This window comes from Bacillus sp. TL12 (assembly GCF_022625245.1).
Taxonomy (GTDB): Bacteria; Bacillota; Bacilli; order Bacillales; family Bacillaceae_G; genus Bacillus_A.
In genome coordinates this window covers 62,092-84,159 of the sequence record NZ_JAJJBY010000020.1, presented here as the reverse complement: position 1 = coordinate 84,159, position 22,068 = coordinate 62,092, and the positions used below count along the sequence as shown (strand labels likewise).

Genomic DNA, 22,068 nt, shown 5'->3' with positions numbered 1-22,068 from the left:
CGCAACAACAGTAATAATGGAACCAACGCCGATAATAATTCCGAGCATCGTAAGCGCTGAGCGCAGTTTATGAGCTAGAATAGAAGATAGGGCAATTTTCATACTATCTAGTAAACTCATACCGCACACCTTCTATCTTCTGTAATTTTCCCGTCTCTTAGAACGATGCGGCGCGAAGAATACGCAGCAACTTCCTCTTCATGCGTAACCATAACAATCGTCGTGCCTTCTTCATTTAACTTTGTGAAAATGTCCATAACTTGCTGTCCAGACTTCGTATCAAGGGCACCAGTTGGCTCATCGGCCATAATAAACGTTGGATCATTCGCGATAGAGCGAGCGATAGCCACACGCTGCTTTTGCCCACCTGAAAGTTCACTTGGCAAATGATGCACGCGGTCAGATAATCCAACCTTCCCAAGGGCTTCAAGAGCTCTTTGGCGGCGCTCTGCTTTCTTCACACCGCCATAAATAAGTGGAAGTTCAACGTTTTCCACCGCTGATAAACGTGGTAGTAAATTAAAATGCTGGAATACAAAACCGATATATTCATTACGAATAAGAGCTAGTTTTGCCTCGTCTGCTGTTAAGATATTCACGTCATTTAACATATATTCGCCTTCTGTCGGACGATCTAAACAACCGATAATATTCATAAGCGTTGATTTCCCCGAACCAGATGGTCCCATAATTGAAACAAACTCACCGCTTTGAATCGTTAAACTAATACCATGTAAAATCGGTACCGCGAGTTTCCCTTGATAATATGTTTTATGAATATTGTTTAACGTAATCATTTTTCTTTCACTTCCATTCCGTCATATACATTGTCGGAAGGATTTTTAACCACCTTTTGCCCCACTGTTACGCCTTCAAGAACTTCTGTCCAGTCTCCATCAGTAGAACCTTTTTTCACATTTTGTTTACGCAGTTTTCCTTTTTCTTCTACATAAACAAATGGTTCGCCATCTTTTTCTACAATGCTCTTACTAGGAACAGCAATCATCTTCTTATTTTCTAAGTTTACTTGCAGTGATACATGATAGCCTGGTGATAAACCTTCCTGTCCATCAAGACTTGCTTTATATGTATACTGAGACATGTTTTGTGTTCCCTCAGCACCAGCTCCTTGTGCCATCTCTGCACTTGTCGGGAATTCACTTATTTCTGTAATTTTCCCTGTCCATTTCTTCTTACTATTTGCTTTTGCTGTTGCAGTAAATGTTTGATCCTTTTGAATTTGTGATTTTTGAAGTTCTGTTAATGTCCCTTGAATTTGGAACGGATCTTTAGATGCGATTTGTAAAAATGATTTTCCTTGTCCACCCATTGCTTGCGCTGAACTTTGTGCTGCATCTTTATCTAGCTTTTGTACAACACCAGCGAAATTACTATAAATTGTGAGTTCACCTTGTTTTTTCTGTAACTCTTGGGATTGTAATTGTCCTTTTTCTTTCTCAAGATCAATTGTTTTTTGTCCCATTTCTAATTCACTTACTTGCTCTTCCATAGGATCTGTTACTTCTTTGCCAGCACCACTATCTTTTGCTTTCTTAATCTCTTTCTTTAATGAATCTATTTTCTTTTTCCCTTGATCATAGCGCATAGTTGCCATTTTTTGATCAAGCTCAGCTTGCTTCAGCTGTAAGTTAATTTCTTCATTATCATAAGAGAATAATTTCGTTCCTTTTTCTACCTCTTGCCCTTCTTTTACCGCAATATCCTTCACTTTTCCTTTGGTCGGATCTGCGTAGAAGCTCTCAATATTTCCAGGTTTTACTTGTCCGGAAATCAACTTCGTATTATTGAGTGTACGTTCTGTTACTTTTTCAAAACTAACAGCGTCTCCTTTTGCCGCGCCCTGTTTCTTCCCTTGCACTAAAAAGATATTGACGGCCGCAACAATGACAATTAATGCAATAACCCCAATGATGATCCATTTCTTCTTTTTGTTTGGAGTACGAACGGTATTTGGTAACATATTCTCGCTCCTTTTATATCTTAATATAGTAATTATAGAATTATATAAAACTTTCAGAAAACGATAACTATATAGATCCAAATTAAAAACCGACATAAACCCTTTCTTTTTAGGAGGGAGAGAGCATCCGGACATGCATAGAAGCAATCAGCTCCTTTTTTGTTTTCATAGCCGCAACTAATATGTGGAAAAATCAAAATGGATTTATATATTTTTACATTATTACGCTTTCTTTACAAAGTTTTACACCATCACTTATATTGTAACAAAAATTCCAATGTTTAGAAATATAATGACTTATATTTTAAGCAAGTTTTAAGAAACACAAAAACACACTCATCTCACTAAAAAACCGCCCTACATAAGGCGGTTTCAGTGTTTCTTCCAAGTGCTCAATTTCGTTTCGTCCAAATCATACTCTAACGGAAGAGTTGTGACGTCCTTTCTCATCTCACGCGGAATATTCTTTTCTACCATTTGAAACGCCTCATACTCATCAGTTCGCATTGCTCTTTGAACGATGCCTTCTTGGTTATCACCTTGCTTATCCAACATCCAGCCTGTTTCACTATTTAACTGTTTGCGAAATTCCTCTTTTGCTTCCTCATCTGGAAACATGCTTCCATTCACTTTCAAATATGTCTCCACTCTCATCGGAAGCCACTCTACTTCATAACCATCTACTAAACATATCCCAATCCCTATCGGCGTACTACGAACGACAAAATCAAATGTACAATCTTGCTGTGTGACTGTTGCGGAACAGAATAAAAACGTTTCTACTTCTGATACAAAAATCCCCACTTTCCAGCATCTCCTTTATACATATTAATTTGCCTTGCTCATTTCTGCTGAATTTTAACATTTGTTTTTGAAGATATTGTAAAATAATTGTTAAATTTCTATATATAATGGATCAATAATGCCATTTTCCTTTTTAAACAAACGTTTGATTAAAAAAGAGAACCTATCAATTGATAGATTCTCCTTCCATAAACGATTATGCAATTTTACCTTCAGGACCTTTTCTCTCATGTCCACGTTGAACAATTAATAAGAATAATGTTGATAAAATACCGCCTGCTAATAGTAAGATGAAGCAACCGTCCCACCCAGAGCTATCAACGATAAATCCAATGACTAGGTTTGCTACAAGACTCCCGCCACTGATTAAAGTTTCACTTTATTAGATCACTCCAAAATTTTCATAGAAAATGCGTATTATGCTCCTTTTTCTGCATGTAGATGTGCAGTTTCTTTTTCGTCAAATAGATGCTGAATCACTAGGTTTGATTTGTTTGCTGTTTTCTTCACGAATAAAGGATTGAGAATAACAAGAGATAGAACGTTTGCAGTTAATCCCCAAAAACCTTCATAGACTCCGAAAGAATACCCCGTTGCATATACGGTAAAAGTAGTAACTAAACCGATGATGAGCCCGATAATAGTTGCTTCTTTTGATTGGTTTCTCCAAAACAAACTAATAACGATGGCTGGAAAAATTTGTACCATACCAGATACGCCTAAAAGTTGCAGTGATACAAGGGCAGTTGGGAACAATAATCCAAATAGCAAAGCAAGTCCGATGACAACAAACACCATCAGCCGGTTCACAAGTGTTAAACGACTACCATCTACCTTTGGATTCATAAGATCCCGATAAATGTTATTTGCAAACAAATTGGAAGCACCAATTGCCATGATGGAACAAGGAATTAAAGAAGCTAAAGCAATTGTCGAGTATGCTAATCCTTGCGCTACCCCGCCATAAGAAGTTTGAATGAGATGTAATAAAGCAAAACGTGGGTTTGTATCTTCTGGCAGTACAAGAAATGCAATAAAACCAAGAAAAATAACGAGTATTAATACGATATTGTATAAAGGTAGATACATCGAATTTTTTCGAATGGCATCAGCACTTTTAGCGGTAAATACACCTGTTGCTGCATGTGCCCACATAAATAATGCAAGAGCTGATACGAGAGATGCTGTTATAAACCATACAATCCCTTTTGGTCCTGCATCTGGAATCGTTAACAGTTGTGGTGCCTCAGTGGCAAGTGTATGTATCATAGGATTCCAACCGCCAAAATGGATAATAGGAAGTGAAACAACCATAAATAACATAATGGCCCAAACGAGAATATCTTTAATAATTGCAGTATATGCCGGTCCTTTAATACCGCTAAAGAATGTATAAAGGGCAACAAGAAGAAAAGAAATAATGACGACTACCTTTACATTAATATAACCTGCACCAGCTACTTGAAGCGTATCTTGAATGCCGCTTAATTGTAAATCAATATAAGGAATTAGCATACATACACCGATAATAGCAATGAGTGAAGAGAGAAACTTACTATTAAAGCGTTCTCTCGCATAATCTGCAAGAGTCGTTAATTTATGTACACTTGCAACTTTCCAGAGCTTTGGAAGGAAAAAATAAGCGATAAAATAGGCTAAAACAGAATAAGGAATCGCAAAGAAAGCGATACTGCCACCTTTATATGCAGTACTCGTTAATCCTAAAAATGTATAAGCGGTATATAAATCTGCACCAACTAAAAACCAGACAAGCAGTCCGCCAAATCGTCTGCCTCCCACAGACCATTCTTCTACAGAACTTCGTGCGGATTTATTCCGCCCTGCTAAAAAACCAATTAGAACGACAGTTAGTACAATGAAAGCAGTGATACTTAATGCTGTTATGTTTCCTTTCATTACAGAGAACCTCCTTGTGACTTATGTAGAGAATAAATACCAAATGTACATAATGGTGTTAACACAATCCATAAAAATAACCAAAAGTGCAAAAAAGGCAAGCCAATTATAAATGGCTCAATTCGATTAGCGAAAGGTAATAATACCAACTGTAGAAAAGGAATCGAGAAAAGAATGAAAATTGCGAACTTTTTCAATGTAATAAACCCCCTTTCTTAAAATAATGAATCTAAAAATGAATTTAATGGTCATTATAGCAGTATTAAATTATTAGAACAAGATAAAATTTTAGAATTAACAGAATTTTCTTTATAAAATATTAAAAATGTTATTATATAAAGTGAAACTTTAATCAGTGGGATTTTCTTCATCCCCCACTGATTCTCAGCCCTCACCAATCGGGCTTTTACGGGCAGTTTATCTCCCACCTAACTTCTTTGCTCCCGCCGAATTTTGAGGTGGGAGTATTACTGCCCGTTAATGCGGGATAAAACTGATAGGGATACGTATGAAGCAAAAAATCGCATCGGAATTAGTACGAATGGAGAGGGAGAACAAATTCGAATTTCATCTTATATTATGAAGTGATCAGCTACTAAAATTTTAAACAAACGTTTGATTAAAAAAGAGAACCTATCAATTGATAGATTCTCCTTCTATAGACTATTATGCAATTTTACCTTCAGGACCTTTTCTCTCATGTCCACGTTGAACGATCAATAGGAATAATGTCGATAAAATACCGCCTGCTAATAGTAAGATGAAGCAACCATCCCAACCAGAGCTATCAACGATAAATCCAATAACTAGGTTTGCTGTAAGACTTCCTCCTACATAAGCGAATAGACCACACATACCAACTGTTGTACCTACTGCAAATTTCGGCACTAATTCCATTGCACTTAAACCAATTAGGAACTGAGGTACATAAATTAAACAGCCAATGATAGAAACCGCAATACTCACAACAAGTACGCTAGATGCTTGCCAATATACAAACGTTCCAATAACAACACCTATCATACTAATAACACATAGTGGCATACGTTTTCCCTTAAATAATTTATCACTTAAGAAACCAACGATTAATGAACTTGGAATCGCCATTCCTTCAAAAATAGAGTACGCTGCATGTGACTGTGCTTGCGTAAATCCTTTAACTGTTGTTAAGTAAATCGGTACCCAGTTAATAACACCGAAACGAATTAAGTAAACGAATGCGTTCGCAATACATAAGTACCAAACAAATTTGTTTTTCACTACATATTTCATCAAGATCTCTTTTGGCGACATCTTGTTAGCATTATCTGCTTTTTCAAGATTTTCATAGTCATTACGATATTCATCGATTGGAGGAAGACCAGCTGATTCTGGTGTATCCTTCGCATTAATCCAAACAAGAACAGCAATGACCATCGCAATAATCGCCGGGAAGATAAATACGCCGCCTTGCCAATGGCTTTCACCGAAAATACCTACACCGATACCAACAAGTGGTGGTACAAGCATTCCGCCGACATTATGTGAAATATTCCAAATACCTGTTTTTGTACCGCGTTCTTTCTTCGAGAACCACTTTGTCATAACAATACTACAAGGTGGTGCCCCCATACCTTGTACAATACCGTTCAGTACAAGTAATGTGATAATCATTCCAAATGAATGAGCAAAACCAAAGCATAAGTTTACAAGTCCTGATAAGAATAAACCGACCGCTATAAAGCGCTGGGCGAACGCTTTATCGGATAAATTCCCCATAAAGAATTTACTAAATCCATAAACAATTGCCATTACCGATCCTAGTAATCCAATTTGAGAAGCACTAAAACCGTATTCTTTCATTAAATACGTACTTGATAAAGTAAAGTTACTACGAACTAAATAATACGCTGCATATCCAACCGAAATACCGATTAACACACGAAGACGCAGTAGTCTGTATACTTTATCAATCATATTCGCTGGTAATCTTTCTACCATTGGTGCTGGTTTCAACCAATTAAACATACCATCTCTTCTCCTTTTCTCATTTCTGAGAGAGACGTTGTCTATTCCATATCTCGATGACCCCACTATTTGATATATCCTTATTTGTTCTTCTAACAGGCTGACCTTCTATTTCTTTCTCGTTCTTCGCAAGCATCGTTGGTACGCCAAACGAAACCTTTTCTAAAATATGCCCCGCTTCTTCTGATAAACAATAATTAATAAATAAATCCGCTATAATACCACTCGGTGCATGTTTTAATTTCGAAATCGCATTAACAGATAATCCTGTCTGCGCTGGAACTTTGCTTACAATCGGAAAGCCTTGTTTTTGAAGCATCCGTTGATCTCCCATAAAATTAATACCAATCATATATTCACCGCTTGCAACATACTCTACCGGCATGTAACCATTCATCGTTACTTCTGCCACTTGCCCAGCAAGACTCTTTACATAACCTTTCGCCTCTTCTTCGCCGAACATATCAATAAGCGATTCGAAAAATGTATATGCTGTTCCTGATATATTCGGGTCAGGCATGACAATCTTTCCAGCATACGCAGGGTGTAATAAGTCTTTCCACTCTGATGGATAAAAAAGACCAAGCGGCTCTATCTCCTGCTTCCACCGCTCTTTATTTATAGCGATGGCAAGCTGCTCTACTTCATAGCCATACCAAAAACTATCCCTATCTTTAACAGTTTTTGAAATGCTAGTTGCATGCTTACTTGTAACAGAAATCGATAAGTCCTTTTGCTTCATCATCCGATGTGCATCTACTGTGCCGCCAATGATGATATCCGCCTTCGGGTTTCCCGCTTCCGCTTCTACTCTCCTAAGAATCTCTTCAGTAGAAAGACGAATAAATTCATACGTGCACCCGCGTGGTTTACAAAATGATGATAGAAGTGCTTCACCGACTTCTTCACGCGCTGCTACGTATGCAACAAGATGACGATCTTTTAAATTTGGAAGACCATTTTTATTATATTGAATAGAGGTAGTATCTCGAGAGCAACTAGACATCGCTCCTCCAATTACTAGAAAAAAGAAGAAAAAGGCTATCTTTCTCATGAAACATTCTCCTTTACAAATAACGTTGCTAGGGAGCCTTTCATATACATCACATTCCCATTATTATCGCCAAGATATTGAACGACAAAGTAAGAAGGATATACAGAAATCGTTAAAATATCCTCGCGTTCATTCTTTACATGTTTACCATTTTGATAAGCAGTAATATAAGCGATTGGATTCTTCTGTGATTGCAGCAATTTCTGAATTTCTCCATAGTCCGTAATTTGCTTCGCTTGCCGAATAGAATCAAGTATTGGCGCAAGATTCGTAGTACGCACTACATCGCCTTCTCGCAAGACAACTTCCTTTGCTGATGCAAAGAAATCGCTAATACGCTCTGGCGTATAATATAAGCCCAGCAAATACGTTTGAAATGCGGAAATCATTGGATCCATACCTTGCTTTCCGTATACGTTTGTCCCGTACTGGAACAAGTCACCTACTGCAAAAGTACGCCTATGCCCATTCAAGTACGTTACTTCTCCAGTAAATACTTGTTCGCGTTCCTTCGCTTCTGTTCGCTCTATTCGAATCTTGTCAAAGAATGAAACAATCGCATGTAGACGAACTTCATCTGTTACAACCACTTCTCCCCACTTCTCATGTCTTACTCTCACTTCAGTAGGAAGAGATTCACTTGCTCTTTCTAAAACAACCTGCTTGTCATCCAGAATTGTAACGCGGTTATACAATTGCTTCTCTATTACATAAAACAAAATAAGAGCAGCAATCATACAGAAGACAAACAAGAGAATTTGAAATGATAGCCTTTTCATTTCTGCCTACCTCCACAATAAGAAAACGTTGTTTCGAAAATACCGCATAATTGTTTCATAAATGTATCATTTAACCGCTTTCAAGTTTTTTATATCTTCCATGCGTCTTGGCAGCAAAAATGTAATAGCAATCATCGTTCCCATTTCTTCACTACTTTCAATTCGCATGCTTCCGCCTTGCTTGTTCATAATCTCCTGACAAATAAACAAACCGTATCCATTTCCATAACTAGAAGAGAGTACTTTTCCCTTCGGAGAACGATTCCATTCTGCAAGTATCGCTTCATCCATACCAATCCCATCATCATGGATGAGAACTTTTGCTTCCTCTCCATTTACAACAACATTCATCCTCATTTGCGTCGCATCACTATATTTAATCGCATTATCAAACACATTTAAGAAAATCTGCTTTGTCTTATCAAAATCAGCAACAACATGTGTCTCTGTTAATTCATTCATAACTTCTATCTCATATTGCTGAAGACGAGGCTTCACAATAGAAATTGCTTCTTCCGCAATTTGCTTTATATCTACAATCGTCGGAGAAACTTCAAACGTACTCGTTCCATACTTCGAAGATTGTAACAATTCCTCAACGAGTGATAATAGACGATAACTTTCAATTGAAACATAATGAAGACTTTCCTCTACATCCCGCGAAGACTCCAGTTTCGGAATTAAATCTACATATCCAATAATCGCAGTAAGCGGTGTTTTCAGCTCATGTGTAATGCGGTCTAAGAAATCCTTTTGCTTCTCTTTCTCTTCCTTTAACTGCGTGATATGCAGTTAAATCGCATCAGCCATCGCATTGAAAGACGCTGATAACTGGGCAATTTCGACATACTCATTTAGCTCAATTTTACTTTTATAATCCCCATTTGCGAGCCTTTTTGCCATTTGTCTTAACTGATCAATTGGCTTATGAAGAGATTTCGCTAAACGGATTGCAAAGAAAATCCCGCCCGCTGCTAAACAAATTGATGTTATGAGAAATGTCCAGCTCACATTCATTAAAACTTCTTTCTCATCTTGCAATTCATTAATAAAGCGGATGGCTCCGATGACATCGCTTCCATAATAAACCGGACTCGAAAATAAAAGAAGTGGCGCTGGATCACCATTTTCAAACACATATGCCTTCTTTCCACGTAGTGACTGATCAATATCTACATTCTTATGAAGCAAGGATCCTTTTTCTGTATCAGCAACGACATCCCCATTCTTTCCAATCATCTGCACACGAATATCCATCCGTTTTGCTAAATAAGAAGCAATTAAGAGTGAGTTCGGTCCGAGCGTCTCCATATTCGCTTCCTTCTCTAAATAGTTCATCGTATAAATTTGCGCTTCTACGCTTAACTTCTCTAAAGAACCTGCCGCATTATGATACATATTTTTTTCTAGTGTAATGTAAATTACCGTATAAAGAAGAAACAAAATCGGGATTAATAACCCTACTATACCAAATACCATATTTCGTTTTAACGACATCTTATCACCTTTTAACACTCTAACTTATATCCAACGCCATATATCGTCTTAATACTTTCACCACTTGCCCCAAGCTTCTTCCGAAGGCGCTGCACCATAATATCCACCGCTCTCGTATTTCCCGTGTACTCAAAACCCCACACTTTCTCTAATAGCTCATCACGCATAAACACACGCTGCGGATGTGAAGCAAACAACTGGCATAAATTAAACTCACGATACGTTAAATCAATTTCTTCCCCGTTCACATGCACTTTCCGCTCATTCGGATAAATGACGAGCTCACCAGCCCGAATGATCTTATTATCCTTAGGCACCCCCTGTTTCATTACGCGCCGTGCCATATTCTTCACCCGAAGAATCAGCTCTGCATGATTGAACGGCTTCGTCACATAATCATCCGCACCAAGCTGAAGGCCAAGTAACTTATCATTCATTTGACTCTTCGCTGTTAACATAAGTACAGGAATATCTCGGTCCTTCTCCCTGAATACGCGAAGCAATTCATAACCATCCGTATCCGGAAGCATCACATCTAAAATCAATACATCCGGCTCCTCGGCCCACCTTTGCAAAGCTTCATTCCCATCAGCTGCAGTAAGTACTTCATATCCTTCCATCTCCAGCTGCATACAAATCAAATTTCGAATGCTCGATTCATCATCAACAACAAGTATCTTCATATATACCCTCCTTTCGCAGTACATTTTAGTATAGCAAATATCTCATACAAAAAGAGAGTGTATTGTCGAACATATGTTGAACGACAATACACTCTCTTTTATCAATCATTTTTACTTATCATATCCTTGTGGCTTGCTTTGATGCCAATTCCACGCATGTTCAATAATTGTTTTCACATCTGTATACTCTGGACTCCAGCCTAGCTTTTCTTTTGCTTTTTGAGAAGATGCAACAAGGCGCGCTGGATCTCCCGCTCTTCTTGGCGCAACTTCTGCTGGAATGTCATGATTTGTTACTTCACGAACTGCTTCAACAATTTCTTTTACACTAAATCCGTTACCGTTTCCTAAGTTATAAAAGTCACTGTCCCCGCCATTTTGTAAATCTTTCAGTCCAAGGAAGTGAGCCGCTACTAAATCATCAACATGGATATAGTCACGAATACATGTACCATCTGGTGTATTGTAATCATCACCAAACATCATGATTTTCTCACGTTGTCCTAAAGCAACTTGCAGAACAAGCGGAATTAAATGTGTTTCCGGACGATGATCTTCACCGATAATACCGCTTGGCGTTGCACCAGCTACGTTAAAGTATCTAAAAATCTTATATTTTAAATGAGACGCTTGGCTATACCAATGCAACATTTTTTCAATCGCTAATTTTGTTTCACCATATGTGTTCGTAGGATTTGTTGGTGTTTCTTCTGAAATTAACGCAACATCTACATCTCCATATGTTGCCGCAGTTGATGAGAAGATAAATTTATCAATCTTGAACTCATCCATTACCTCTAGTAAACATAGTGCACCATATACGTTGTTATTATAGTATTGAAGCGGTTTTTCCATGCTCACGCCAACTAAAGAATCCGCTGCAAAATGCATCACCGCGTCAATTGTTTCTTGCTGGAATACGTCTCTTAAGAAACCTTTATCGCGAAGATCGCCTTTATAAAATTTCACGCCTTCTGCAATTGCATCTTCATGACCTGTTTGTAGGTTGTCTACTACGATGACAGATTGTCCTTCATCAACTAACTTTTTCACAGCGTGAGAACCAATATAACCAGCTCCGCCACAAACTAAAATAGAACCCATATTTTCCACCCAACTTTTCATTTTTTTAACCTATAGAATATAGCTTAGCTAGTTTCATTTTATATGGCAAGGAAAATTCCAATTATTTCATGAAACCATCAACAATTGTTATTTCGCTAAAACGGCTAACTTTTCTTCTACCTTCTTCAAGTCCTCGACCGAATCAATTTCAAAACTATCATTGCTATCGATTTCGTACAAATGAACATTTAAATCTTGAATGTTGTCTTTTACAATATTGTCCCAGTATAGTTCAGTGAAATCTTCTTGATTTACTACTTCTTCTAGCTTTTTCACAATATGGACGCCATCTTCTTTCGACCAATACGAAATACCGCATAAGATGTAGTCATCATCACCGTCACCGATTTCAATATCATATACTTTACGATTTTCATCATGCTTAATGATCCATTCATTACGGAAACCTTCTTTCTTCGCACTAAAGTATAAAGATGACTCCGGGTTCTCGATAAAGATATTACGGTGTAAATAAACATCCGCATCCATTACATATGCATCTTGTAAGTATTCGCGAACTAAATACATTGTATAAATGTTGTTATACACATTATATTTGTCATTGTGCACAAGCTTCACATTATACTTATCAATAAGATAATCGAATTTCTCCGCTAAGTAGCCTGTTACGACAATAATTTCTTCCACGCCGACTTCTTGTAAATATTCAATTTGACGCTCTAGCATCGGCTTGCCGTTTACCTCTACTAATGATTTTGGAGTCGTTAACGTTAATGGACGTAAACGAGTTCCCATACCTGCTGCTAATAAAATCGCTCTCACGTTACTTCACCTCTATATTTTTTCGCTTTCATAAACTCAGTTATATCTGCAACTGTTAATATAGCTCCTACAAGGATCGCAATACAACAAATAATTAACTTCCATGAGAAAGGTGCTCCTAATGCTAACATAGAAATGACAACCGCCCATGCCGAATACGTAATGTTAAGCGCCATTGCTTTTGTCGGTCCAATTTCATGAATTGCCTTATAGTAGAACACATAAGAAGCTGTTCCAACTAATGCAACAACGATAATTAAAATAAACTCGCTGCTCATCACAACTTCTCTCGTTAAGGAATGCCCTCGGGCTATAGGTAAAATAACAAGTCCATATGTGACTGCTGAAACAAGCTGGCGAATTTGAAGTGCCTCTTCCGGCGATACTTCTTCATCTTTCATACCGTACGCACAGATTACACATTCTAAGCCCCATCCAACGATACAAATTAGAACGAAAATAAATCCTAACATATAGTTTTCAGATGCGAATCCATCACCTGTAAATCCAAGTACGATAATAAACGCAATACTAATTACAAGTCCAAGCCAATTCCACGAACGAAGGCGGTCTTTCAAAAACACAAATGCAAAAAACGCACCAACCGCTGGATATACAGCTGAAATCGCTGCTGTATAAGAAGCCCCGATATACTTTACAGCTAATACATAAAACGTCATCCCGATCGGTCCACCCATAAGTGCTCCTAATATGACAAACAGTCCACTTCTTGTCTTCAGCTTAGAAAGGGCTGTTTTCAACTGCCCTTTGATTCCCATATATACCATCATCCACAGCGAGGACATAAAGTCATGTAAAAACGTACTTACAAGCGGTGCAAGAAACACAACTTGTTCTGTTGCTAACATCAGTTGCGAAGATAGGATAATTCCAATCAATACCGTATCTACAGCCCAAGCAAAACCAGAAAAGATTCCATAAAATATGCCTTTACTTTGCACTTTTCTCATTGTAATATCCCCCATTACACCTCTAAGAAGAGCTGTAAATTTCCCTTCGCACGATTATAACGATCCAGTCCATATGTCCCAAAGTCGCTTCCTGTAGCTTCTTTAATCTTTGTCCAAGTACTCCATAAGAAATCTTGGAAAATTTTATTTATCAATATTCTTTCCTTATAGGATTCATCTACTTGTCCATTAAAATAGTAATTTAAAAATAACTCCTCATCTTCTGAAGAAAAACCACACTCTAAGCTATGTGCTGCGATATCCCACATCGGATCGTTCATACCGCCATATTCCCAGTCGATTAGGTATATTCTGTCTTCCCCACTCTTAACAAAGTTTTCAGGAACCGTATCATTATGACAAGGAACAAGCGTAACATCCATTGCCTCATACATATCCTTTAATCGCATTACTTTTTCCTTCACTTCTGCATAATCATCAAAGTTAGATCCGTTTACTTTATTTAATAGCCCTTCATAATGCTCTATTTTTTCAAACACATTGAAGGTATTATTCATCTTAGCACCCGAATTGTGTAATTCCTTTAATACATCTGTGGTTAACTTCATATTGTCGATACGTTTTGCCGTTTTCGGATTTAATGTTTCTGCATTTGGAATTAATTCTGCTAATTTCACACCTGTTTCTTCATTAAAGTATAAAAGTTCAGCATCAATTCCTAATTCGCTTGCTAAATTAGCAGTTACCCTTTCATCACGGCGACTAATCATCTCTTCTGTACCACTTCCTGGAATACGCAACACATATTCTGATGTTCCAACACTTACTTTGAAATTCGTATTCGTCATGCCACCAAATGGCTGAATATCTGTAATTTCATCTTTTGAAATAGAAAGTGCTTCTGAAACATATTTTTTAATTTGTCGTTCTTTAAATTCTGCTTCTTTTTTCACTAAGCGAGGATATATTTTATTTTTCACCACTTCATATTGCTTCGGTGTATCAATCTCTGCCCATACAACATCTGGTAACTTTGCATAACCGACATCATACAACCTTGCAGCATCCAGAAGTAAATATTCATAGTTCACATATGGGTTTTGATTATGACGGAACGTCGCTAACATGTTCATGAACACGTCATACGAGATTTTAGAAATCCCAACCATCTCACCATCAATACGGTTTAACTGATGAATGTCTTTTGAAATTTTATAAAGATAGCCATCTTGAATCTCAACAAACGCTTCATCACCAGATCCACTCTCATTTGTAATTAATACACAGTCTGGTTCTGGATGATGTAACACTTGAATAAGAGCCTTCTCTTCGATTAAAATATCATCTTCAATTAATAAGAAATCATCTGTAATAAGCTCCTGAACCTCTGCCAGCGATGCCATTGATCCCGTCCACTTATATTTCGGATTTTCCACAAAGTGCACGTTATGACGGCCTGTCCAACCTTCAAACTGCTCCTTCTTGTAACCAACAACTACCACGATCTTTTCAATCCCATTATTTTTAAGGATTTCTAAACTACGATCTAACAAAAGCTTTTCCCCAACTGTTAACAAACCAGATGGCTTCCCAAACTCATGACGTTTCCCAGCCGCAAGAACAACAGCTTGCGTAACTTTCTTGCTCTCTTTGCGATGAATGCGAAGCTTCTTCCCTTGATACGCAGCTAACTCCTGCTGCATATAATCAAAGCCTTTCTTATACAAATAATAATTCATGTACTTTCCTGACTTTTCGCTATAGATATACTGATTCTTCGTTAAATCATTCATAATATAATTCACTTTACCAACAGATATATTGCACTTCTCCGCAATCTTTTTTTGGTTCATCTGCGGGTTTTGATTGATAACCTCTAACACATTTAAAACTTGTTGCATAGCGTTTCCCTCCATAACCCAATTCATCCGTTCATTTTTTGAACACGTCATCATTTTATCACTTATAGGCGCTAACGTAAATATTTTGTAAACTTAATGTGTACTTTGTAAAGAACATCCCTTATAAATAATATTACGAAAAAACAACATCAATAAACGTATAAGGGACAATATATAAAAAGACGGTGGTTGCGTATCAATTTAGCACTGATGTATACTTATTTATGATGTCAGAATTTGTCGTATTGATTAAAAAAATGGAGGAACTTGATTTGAATGCAACACAATTATCGCCGTTAGAGCAAGCTCAAAAAGTAATGCTGCATATGCTTATAACGATTCATAAAATTTGTAAAGAACATGATATTAAATTTTGGATCACAGACGGTACTTTACTAGGGTCTGTTAGACATAAAGGATTTATCCCCTGGGATGACGATGCAGACCTTGCGATGCTAAGAGAAGACTACGAGAGATTTTTGCACATTATTCCAAACCATCTACCTGAGCCGTATAAACTAGAAACTGAAAAAGTGAACACGCACGGCAAACATAACTGGACAAAAATTCTCTACTTAGATGACTTTGAGTGGGAAGAAAGCGATGGTACACAAAGAAAAGGAATATCAATTGATATTTTCCCATTTGACTACGTTTCTGAATCGGCAACGCCGTTAGAAAAAATTGTACGCAAACTTGCCGCAATCAATTATCCTTCAAAAATAAACGGCCCTGCAGATCTAGCGAGAAGAATTCTAAACAAATCGAAATTCTTTAAACTATATGCAAAAGGCCTAAAAAAAACAGACGCTGTAACATACGGACTGGAAACTGGCTATTACAGATGGCATAACTTCGAGCTTAGTGAAATCTTCCCATTAAAAGAAGGTATTTTCGATGGACACATGTTCCCTGTTCCAAACGATGCAGATCGCTACTTATCGGGAATGTATGGAGACTACATGCAAATACCAGAAGAAAGTAAACAACAAGCTCATATGCAAAATTTAAAGGTGACGAAGAAAAGCATATAAAAGCAGTACAAAAATAAGGCGCTACGTAAAGTATACGTAGCGCCTATTATTTACTATATAAATACCAATATAAAACCCTTCTTTTTAGGTAGGAAAGAGCAGTCAGACCCTTTTCCTGCCCCATGCCATGGAAAAACAAAGAGAGAAAACGAGTAGCAGGTTACCTTTTGTTCTTCTTAGCAACTTATATGTGAAAAATCAAAATGGATTTATGTAAATAACATCAAAGAAGCCTAATTTCCCAAAACAGGGTCATTAGGCTTCTTATTATACTAACTGCTATTTTGTTAACTCTAAATGAGCTTTTAACTTATTAGACAAGTCTTGACGATCTTTATCTGATACAAAGTAGTACCAAACGCCACCTTGCTTACGACCATCACCAGGAATTTGAATCTCTTCTTTCTTATTCATCGCAGCTTTATAATTGCTTTGAAGATCCCACATTTGATCCTGATTTAAATTTGTCTTTACGTTTTGCTCAACTGCTCCTAACATCGTGCCAAGCTTTGTAACGGACGATATATTCGCCCCTTTACTAATAACCGCTTCTAGTACTTGACGCTGACGCATTTGACGACCGAAATCGCCGCGCGGGTCTTCCTTACGCATACGTGTATACTTCAGTGCTTGCTCGCCATTTAAATGGATATTCCCTTTCTCAAATGACATCCCTTCAAGGGTAAATGCTATATCATTATACACATCGATTCCACCAACAGCGTCAACAATATCCTTAAAACCTTCCATATTTACTTCAATATAATAATCCACCGGAATATCTAAGAAATTTTCAACCGTCTTCACAGACATATCAATGCCGCCAAATGCATACGCATGGTTGATTTTATCCTTCTTCCCTTTCCCAACAATCTCCGTATATGTATCACGAGGAATACTTACAATTTTCATCGAACTATCTTTCGGATTTAATGTCAACAACATAATCGAATCCGAACGCCCCTTATCTGCCCCGCGCTCGTCTGCGCCTAATAATAAAATAGACACAGGCTCTTTATTTCCTAACTTCACATCAGTAGATCGTTTCGTAGAATGATCTCGTTCAAGCGGCTTATACACTTTATCGAGTGTTCCCGTAACAGATGAGTACATATAATACGCATAACCGCCTCCCGCGATTAGAAGAACAACAATAATACCAAGTATCCAAAACAGAATTTTCTTCATTATGTAACCTTCTTTCTTGAATCGGCTTTATAGTTTTTTGAGGAATAAAATACTAATTTCATTATACACAGAAACCGCTTTTGAAACCAAATGGTGTATAGAGTAGGATATTCTTTTTACCCAACACAAATAAAGCCCAGTTGCTATATAGACAACCGGACTTTATTTCCTTACCTGTGAATTTCGCCCAAATTAATTCAAACAACATTTTCATTTAAACTACCCAATGTATTGTTCTATGCAAATACTAACAAATATGTAACATTCGCCATATAAAGGTAATATATGGGTGTAATTGGTTTAACCAGTTGATATATCACACATCATTCTGTATGTTTATAATATCTTATTCATAAAAATGTTTCCATAATAAATTCCAATTCTATTTTTCAACAGCGTTTTTAGACTTTAAGTTGAGAAAGTTTCTCCAAAAATCTTCTATATTTTTTAATCAAATGTTTGTTTAAAAAAGAGAATCCATTTATCGACAGATTTACCTTTTTAACAACATAACAGCAAAGTTTCAATTAATTGTTTTATAAATACTATCCAAATACTGTTCATTTCCCTTCTATCATTCTTTCAAAAAAGAAACCAACTGTTTTTATCAACAATTGGCTTCCCTTTGAAATATTAATTTCCTTTTAATTCAAGGTGTTCTCTTAGCTTATTCGATAAGTCTTTACGATCTTGTTCAGACACAAAGTAATACCAAACACCATCTTCTGCTTTGTGCCCATCACCTTTAATTTGAATTTCTTCTTTATTTTGCATTGCGTCTTTATAATTCTTTTGCATATCAAACATTTGATCTTGTGTTAAGTTTGTTTTCACGTTTTTCTCAACCGCCTTTAACACATCACCATAGTTTGCAAGAGAGGAGAAATTCGCTCCTTTACTAATAACAGCTTGTAGTACTTGGCGTTGACGCATTTGACGACCAAAATCTCCACGTGGGTCTTGCTTTCTCATACGTGTATATTTTAGTGCATCTTCACCTGTTAAATGGATATTACCTTTTGCAAAATGTGTACGATCTTGTGTGAATTCTAAATCATTGTTTACATCTACACCACCGACCACATCAACAATGTCCTTAAACCCTTCCATATTTACTTCAATATAATAATCAATTGGCATATTCAAAAAGTTTTCTACTGTATCAACAGACATATTAATACCACCAAATGCATACGCATGGTTAATCTTATCTTTTTTCCCTTTACCAACGATCTCTGTATATGTATCGCGAGGAATGCTTAACAGTTTCATTGATTGTTGTTTCGGATTTAAAGTAATTACCATTAGCGAGTCAGAACGCCCTTGGTCACCTGCACGCTCATCTGCACCCATTAATAGGATGGATACCGGTTTTGAATCTGCTACTTTTACTTCTTCTGTACGTTTCTTCGAATGGTCACGATCTAACGGCTTATGAACTTTATCTAATGTACTTGAGACAGATGAATAAACACTATATGCATAAATACCTGTACCAATTATAAGTACACCTACAATTCCTAAAATCCAAAGTAGGATCTTCTTTTTCATCTCTTCAACCCTCTTTCTATTTATTACACGAGCGATTTTATTGTGAAAAGAAACACTCTATGCATTTCCCCACCTTTTATTGACCCAAAACCATTATACGATATATTTTGATTTTTACTAGTTATCCCCTTAATCTTGTTGTTAATAAAAAGAGACAAATAGTAAGGATTAAAAATAATCCTTGCCATTTGTCCCCTTGAAGTAACATCCTTTTAGTAGATACTGCTTATTCTTTCTTATCACCCAGTGCAAATGTAATTTCAGCTTCACATGCAATTTCACCGTTTACAGTTGCAACTGCTTTTCCTTTTCCGATTGGTCCACGTACACGTGTCATTTCCACTTCTAGGCGAAGCTGATCACCTGGACGAACTTGACGTTTGAAACGGCAATTGTCAATGCCGGCAAAGAATGCAAGGCGACCACGATTTTCCTCTTTCTTAAGTACTGCAACAGCACCAACCTGTGCTAATGCTTCTACAATTAAAACACCTGGCATTACAGGATAATCAGGAAAATGCCCGTTGAAGTACTCTTCGTTTGCCGTTACATTTTTAATTCCAACCGCACGCTTTCCTTCTTCTACCTCTAGAATTTGATCAACAAGTAAAAATGGATAACGATGCGGAATAATTTCTTTTATTTGTTGTATATCTAACATACTATTCTCTCCTTACACGCTAAATTGGTCATACCACTTAGGTTCATGATTTTATTATCCCATTTTGTCTATTATTTGTCATTATAAAAAAACGAAGCATTATTTCTGCTTCGTAACGTTTTTAAAAAATGTATACACTCTTTTCGGCATAATAAAATATTATTATTGCTGACACGGAGGTTGAAAAGAGTGTATACCCAAGTTAGGGAAAGGCAATTAGTATAAAACATTGTTTGCCTTAAGTGTCGTATTCACGACTTATTATAAAGGAGAGAAATAAGAAAGAAAAACCTAATATTTTCCCTTTTTTCTCGTTATTCTTCATAATTACTATCAATTTCTCTTTTTAGCTTACATTATCTTAAATGTTATATTTAGAAATTAAAATTAACAGCACACACAAATACGGCATTCTAAAAGAAAAGCTTCTTTCTACAAGATAAACTGTAATTCAAAAAGGATTAAACTTTAATAAAGAGGAAAATCTTTAAAAGTATATACCTTTTATTTTTTCTTCACAATCGATAAGGATTGAATTTCTGCATGTGTTTGATCAGAACGTGCTGCAATATAATAACTTTTTGATTCATAGAAGTAGTTTTTCTCTGAATCATTACTTATATTTTCTTTACCAAGTAATTCATGCAACTTAGCAATAGACATTGAAATATCTTCGAATACAACTTCTATTACTTTGTCTTGAGAAATAACAAATTTAATATTTCCATCCTTATAAGTTGTTTTCTCCCCTATACTTTGTGATGAAGTCAATGACCGAGGGTATTCTGCCTTGAGTTCATTTAACGTCTTTCCAAAGTATGTAGGAGCTTTTACAAATTCCAATCCGTATACACGCTTTAATAAGGCTGTTACATCATCTAATTTTTCATCAACTATTGCATCATTGCTCGGTGTAAATGGTACGACATACTGTGTATTCATCCATCCAGCTTCACCTGTTGGTAATGCGACTTGTACCCACTCACTACCAGTCTCAGTATTCTTTTTACTATTAGACGCGGTAAAGATTTCTCCAAAGTTAGCTACCGCTAGACGCTCACTGCTTGTACTTGGTTCTTTCCGAATGCTAATACTATTGCTATTTACTATATATTTCTTATCCTTAGACGAATCTTCTTTAGCTTGCTTACTCTCAGTATTACCTTTACTTTGAACAGACTTTTCTATAGTATCATTTCCTTTTTTCATCGGAAGCAATTCTTTATAATAAAATCCTGTTGTGATTATCCCAGCCATAAGAGCTAAGCAAATCCCCATTATTACACCGCTTTTCTTTTTGAACTTGCGACGGTGTGTTTTGAACTCAGAATGGTTCTTTTGAACTTTTGTTGGTTGCTCTTGCAATAAACCATGTTGAAACTGTGAAGTTTGTTCTTCACGCAGCTGCTTTCTCTCTTCAGCAGTCATTTGATTATACTGTTTTAAGAAATCACCATAATGTGTAACTACTTCTTTTATATCTCCATACTCTTTCACTTGACCATAGTGTAGCCAAAGGGCCTTTGTACAAAAACTTTGTACTTGGGACAAAGAATGACTAATAAAGAAAATTGTTTTTCCTTTTTCTTTAAATTCATTCATTTTATCTAAGCATTTTTTTGTAAAAGTTTGATCACCAACAGAAAGTGCTTCATCGATCACCAAAATGTCTGGGTCAATATGAACTGAAATTGCAAATCCAATTCTTGATTTCATTCCGCTTGAATATGTTTTAACAGGCTGATACATAAACTTTCCAATATCAGCAAATTCAATAACCTTAGGCGTAATTTCCTGAATCTGTTCTTTCGTAAGCCCCATCATTAAACCTTTTAGCTCGATATTTTCAATTCCTGTTAATTGGTTATTTAGCCCTGAAGAAATCGCAATTAATGCTGCAGAACCTTTAACATTCACTTTCCCTTTATTAGGAATTGTTACACCTGCAATTAAATTGGATAACGTACTCTTTCCCGAACCATTTAAACCTACAATTCCAACAATTTCTCCTTCTGGCACTTCAAATGATATATTGTTTAAAGCATAATGGTACTCACCATCTTCACTCTTAAAAAATAAATCCTTTAATTTATCAGAAGGCTTGTTGTACATCTTATATTTTTTTGTAACATGCTCGAACTTCACTTTATAATTCATTGAATCATTCACCT

At 36.6% G+C, this 22,068-nt stretch carries 18 protein-coding genes and 3 pseudogenes; 1 reads left to right on the top strand and 20 read right to left on the bottom strand.

Going from position 1 to position 22,068, the window contains the following annotated elements:
* The 16 genes and pseudogenes from LOK41_RS18095 to LOK41_RS18020 all read right to left on the bottom strand — a co-directional run.
* Nucleotides 1-120 (bottom strand): annotated as a pseudogene (locus tag LOK41_RS18095) (macrolide ABC transporter permease); the annotation flags it as partial.
* Nucleotides 117-797, bottom strand: coding sequence for an ABC transporter ATP-binding protein (locus tag LOK41_RS18090; protein WP_174100416.1), 681 nt, complete (start codon nucleotides 795-797; stop codon nucleotides 117-119). The gene LOK41_RS18090 and the pseudogene LOK41_RS18095, both read right to left, overlap by 4 nt.
* On the bottom strand, nucleotides 794-1,981 hold the full coding sequence (locus LOK41_RS18085; RefSeq protein WP_241817701.1) for an efflux RND transporter periplasmic adaptor subunit: 1,188 nt from the start codon (nucleotides 1,979-1,981) through the stop codon (nucleotides 794-796). The genes LOK41_RS18090 and LOK41_RS18085 overlap by 4 nt, the downstream gene beginning before the upstream one ends.
* A gap of 372 nt (nucleotides 1,982-2,353) precedes the next feature.
* Nucleotides 2,354-2,785: a hypothetical protein gene (locus LOK41_RS18080; protein ID WP_241817700.1), complete on the bottom strand. Its 432-nt coding sequence runs from the start codon at nucleotides 2,783-2,785 to the stop codon at nucleotides 2,354-2,356.
* A gap of 196 nt (nucleotides 2,786-2,981) precedes the next feature.
* A pseudogene (locus LOK41_RS18075) lies at nucleotides 2,982-3,146 on the bottom strand (MFS transporter); the annotation flags it as partial.
* Nucleotides 3,147-3,202: 56 nt separating this feature from the next.
* Nucleotides 3,203-4,702, bottom strand: a complete 1,500-nt coding sequence (locus LOK41_RS18070; protein WP_241817699.1) for a sodium:solute symporter family protein — start codon at nucleotides 4,700-4,702, stop codon at nucleotides 3,203-3,205.
* Nucleotides 4,702-4,899 carry a DUF3311 domain-containing protein gene (locus tag LOK41_RS18065; RefSeq protein WP_241817698.1) on the bottom strand — a complete coding sequence of 66 codons (198 nt, stop codon included), beginning with the start codon at nucleotides 4,897-4,899 and terminating at the stop codon, nucleotides 4,702-4,704. The genes LOK41_RS18070 and LOK41_RS18065 overlap by 1 nt, the downstream gene beginning before the upstream one ends.
* Before the next feature lie 469 nt (nucleotides 4,900-5,368).
* A complete protein-coding gene (pgtP, locus tag LOK41_RS18060; protein WP_241817697.1) occupies nucleotides 5,369-6,709 on the bottom strand; it encodes an MFS transporter in 1,341 nt (446 codons plus the stop codon).
* Between the two features lie 19 nt (nucleotides 6,710-6,728).
* Complete coding sequence (locus tag LOK41_RS18055) at nucleotides 6,729-7,763, bottom strand: ABC transporter substrate-binding protein (RefSeq protein ID WP_241817696.1); 1,035 nt, start codon at nucleotides 7,761-7,763, stop codon at nucleotides 6,729-6,731.
* The gene (locus LOK41_RS18050; protein ID WP_241817695.1) at nucleotides 7,760-8,542 is read right to left on the bottom strand and encodes a DUF3919 family protein; all 783 of its coding nucleotides are present in this window, start codon (nucleotides 8,540-8,542) and stop codon (nucleotides 7,760-7,762) included. The genes LOK41_RS18055 and LOK41_RS18050 overlap by 4 nt, the downstream gene beginning before the upstream one ends.
* 66 nt (nucleotides 8,543-8,608) lie before the next feature.
* Nucleotides 8,609-10,039, bottom strand: a pseudogene (locus tag LOK41_RS18045) (HAMP domain-containing sensor histidine kinase).
* An 11-nt stretch (nucleotides 10,040-10,050) separates the two neighbouring features.
* A complete protein-coding gene (locus tag LOK41_RS18040; protein WP_241817694.1) occupies nucleotides 10,051-10,722 on the bottom strand; it encodes a response regulator transcription factor in 672 nt (223 codons plus the stop codon).
* A 111-nt stretch (nucleotides 10,723-10,833) separates the two neighbouring features.
* The gene (gene galE, locus LOK41_RS18035) at nucleotides 10,834-11,826 is read right to left on the bottom strand and encodes a UDP-glucose 4-epimerase GalE (RefSeq protein ID WP_241817693.1); all 993 of its coding nucleotides are present in this window, start codon (nucleotides 11,824-11,826) and stop codon (nucleotides 10,834-10,836) included.
* Nucleotides 11,827-11,934: 108 nt separating this feature from the next.
* A complete protein-coding gene (locus tag LOK41_RS18030) occupies nucleotides 11,935-12,630 on the bottom strand; it encodes a sugar phosphate nucleotidyltransferase (RefSeq protein WP_241817692.1) in 696 nt (231 codons plus the stop codon).
* Entirely contained in the window at nucleotides 12,627-13,601 is a 975-nt protein-coding gene (locus LOK41_RS18025; protein ID WP_241817691.1) for a DMT family transporter, read from the bottom strand. Before LOK41_RS18025 ends, LOK41_RS18030 begins: the two co-directional genes overlap by 4 nt.
* Nucleotides 13,602-13,615: 14 nt before the next feature.
* Nucleotides 13,616-15,463, bottom strand: a complete 1,848-nt coding sequence (locus tag LOK41_RS18020) for an NTP transferase domain-containing protein (RefSeq protein ID WP_241817690.1) — start codon at nucleotides 15,461-15,463, stop codon at nucleotides 13,616-13,618.
* Between the two features lie 257 nt (nucleotides 15,464-15,720).
* Between LOK41_RS18020 and LOK41_RS18015 the strand changes: the two genes are divergently transcribed.
* On the top strand, nucleotides 15,721-16,497 hold the full coding sequence (locus tag LOK41_RS18015) for a LicD family protein (protein WP_347269332.1): 777 nt from the start codon (nucleotides 15,721-15,723) through the stop codon (nucleotides 16,495-16,497).
* Between the two features lie 279 nt (nucleotides 16,498-16,776).
* On the opposite strand, the gene tagU (LOK41_RS18010) is transcribed toward LOK41_RS18015, so the two are convergent.
* The 4 genes from tagU (LOK41_RS18010) to tagH all read right to left on the bottom strand — a co-directional run bounded on the left by tagU (LOK41_RS18010) (nucleotide 16,777) and on the right by tagH (nucleotide 22,054).
* Complete coding sequence (tagU, locus tag LOK41_RS18010) at nucleotides 16,777-17,685, bottom strand: polyisoprenyl-teichoic acid--peptidoglycan teichoic acid transferase TagU (RefSeq protein WP_277818674.1); 909 nt, start codon at nucleotides 17,683-17,685, stop codon at nucleotides 16,777-16,779.
* 633 nt (nucleotides 17,686-18,318) lie between these two features.
* Nucleotides 18,319-19,236 carry a polyisoprenyl-teichoic acid--peptidoglycan teichoic acid transferase TagU gene (tagU, locus tag LOK41_RS18005; protein WP_241817688.1) on the bottom strand — a complete coding sequence of 306 codons (918 nt, stop codon included), beginning with the start codon at nucleotides 19,234-19,236 and terminating at the stop codon, nucleotides 18,319-18,321.
* Nucleotides 19,237-19,462: 226 nt separating this feature from the next.
* Nucleotides 19,463-19,897, bottom strand: a complete 435-nt coding sequence (gene fabZ, locus LOK41_RS18000; protein ID WP_000884322.1) for a 3-hydroxyacyl-ACP dehydratase FabZ — start codon at nucleotides 19,895-19,897, stop codon at nucleotides 19,463-19,465.
* A gap of 504 nt (nucleotides 19,898-20,401) precedes the next feature.
* Entirely contained in the window at nucleotides 20,402-22,054 is a 1,653-nt protein-coding gene (tagH, locus tag LOK41_RS17995; RefSeq protein ID WP_241817687.1) for a teichoic acids export ABC transporter ATP-binding subunit TagH, read from the bottom strand.
* Nucleotides 22,055-22,068 lie beyond the last annotated feature (14 nt).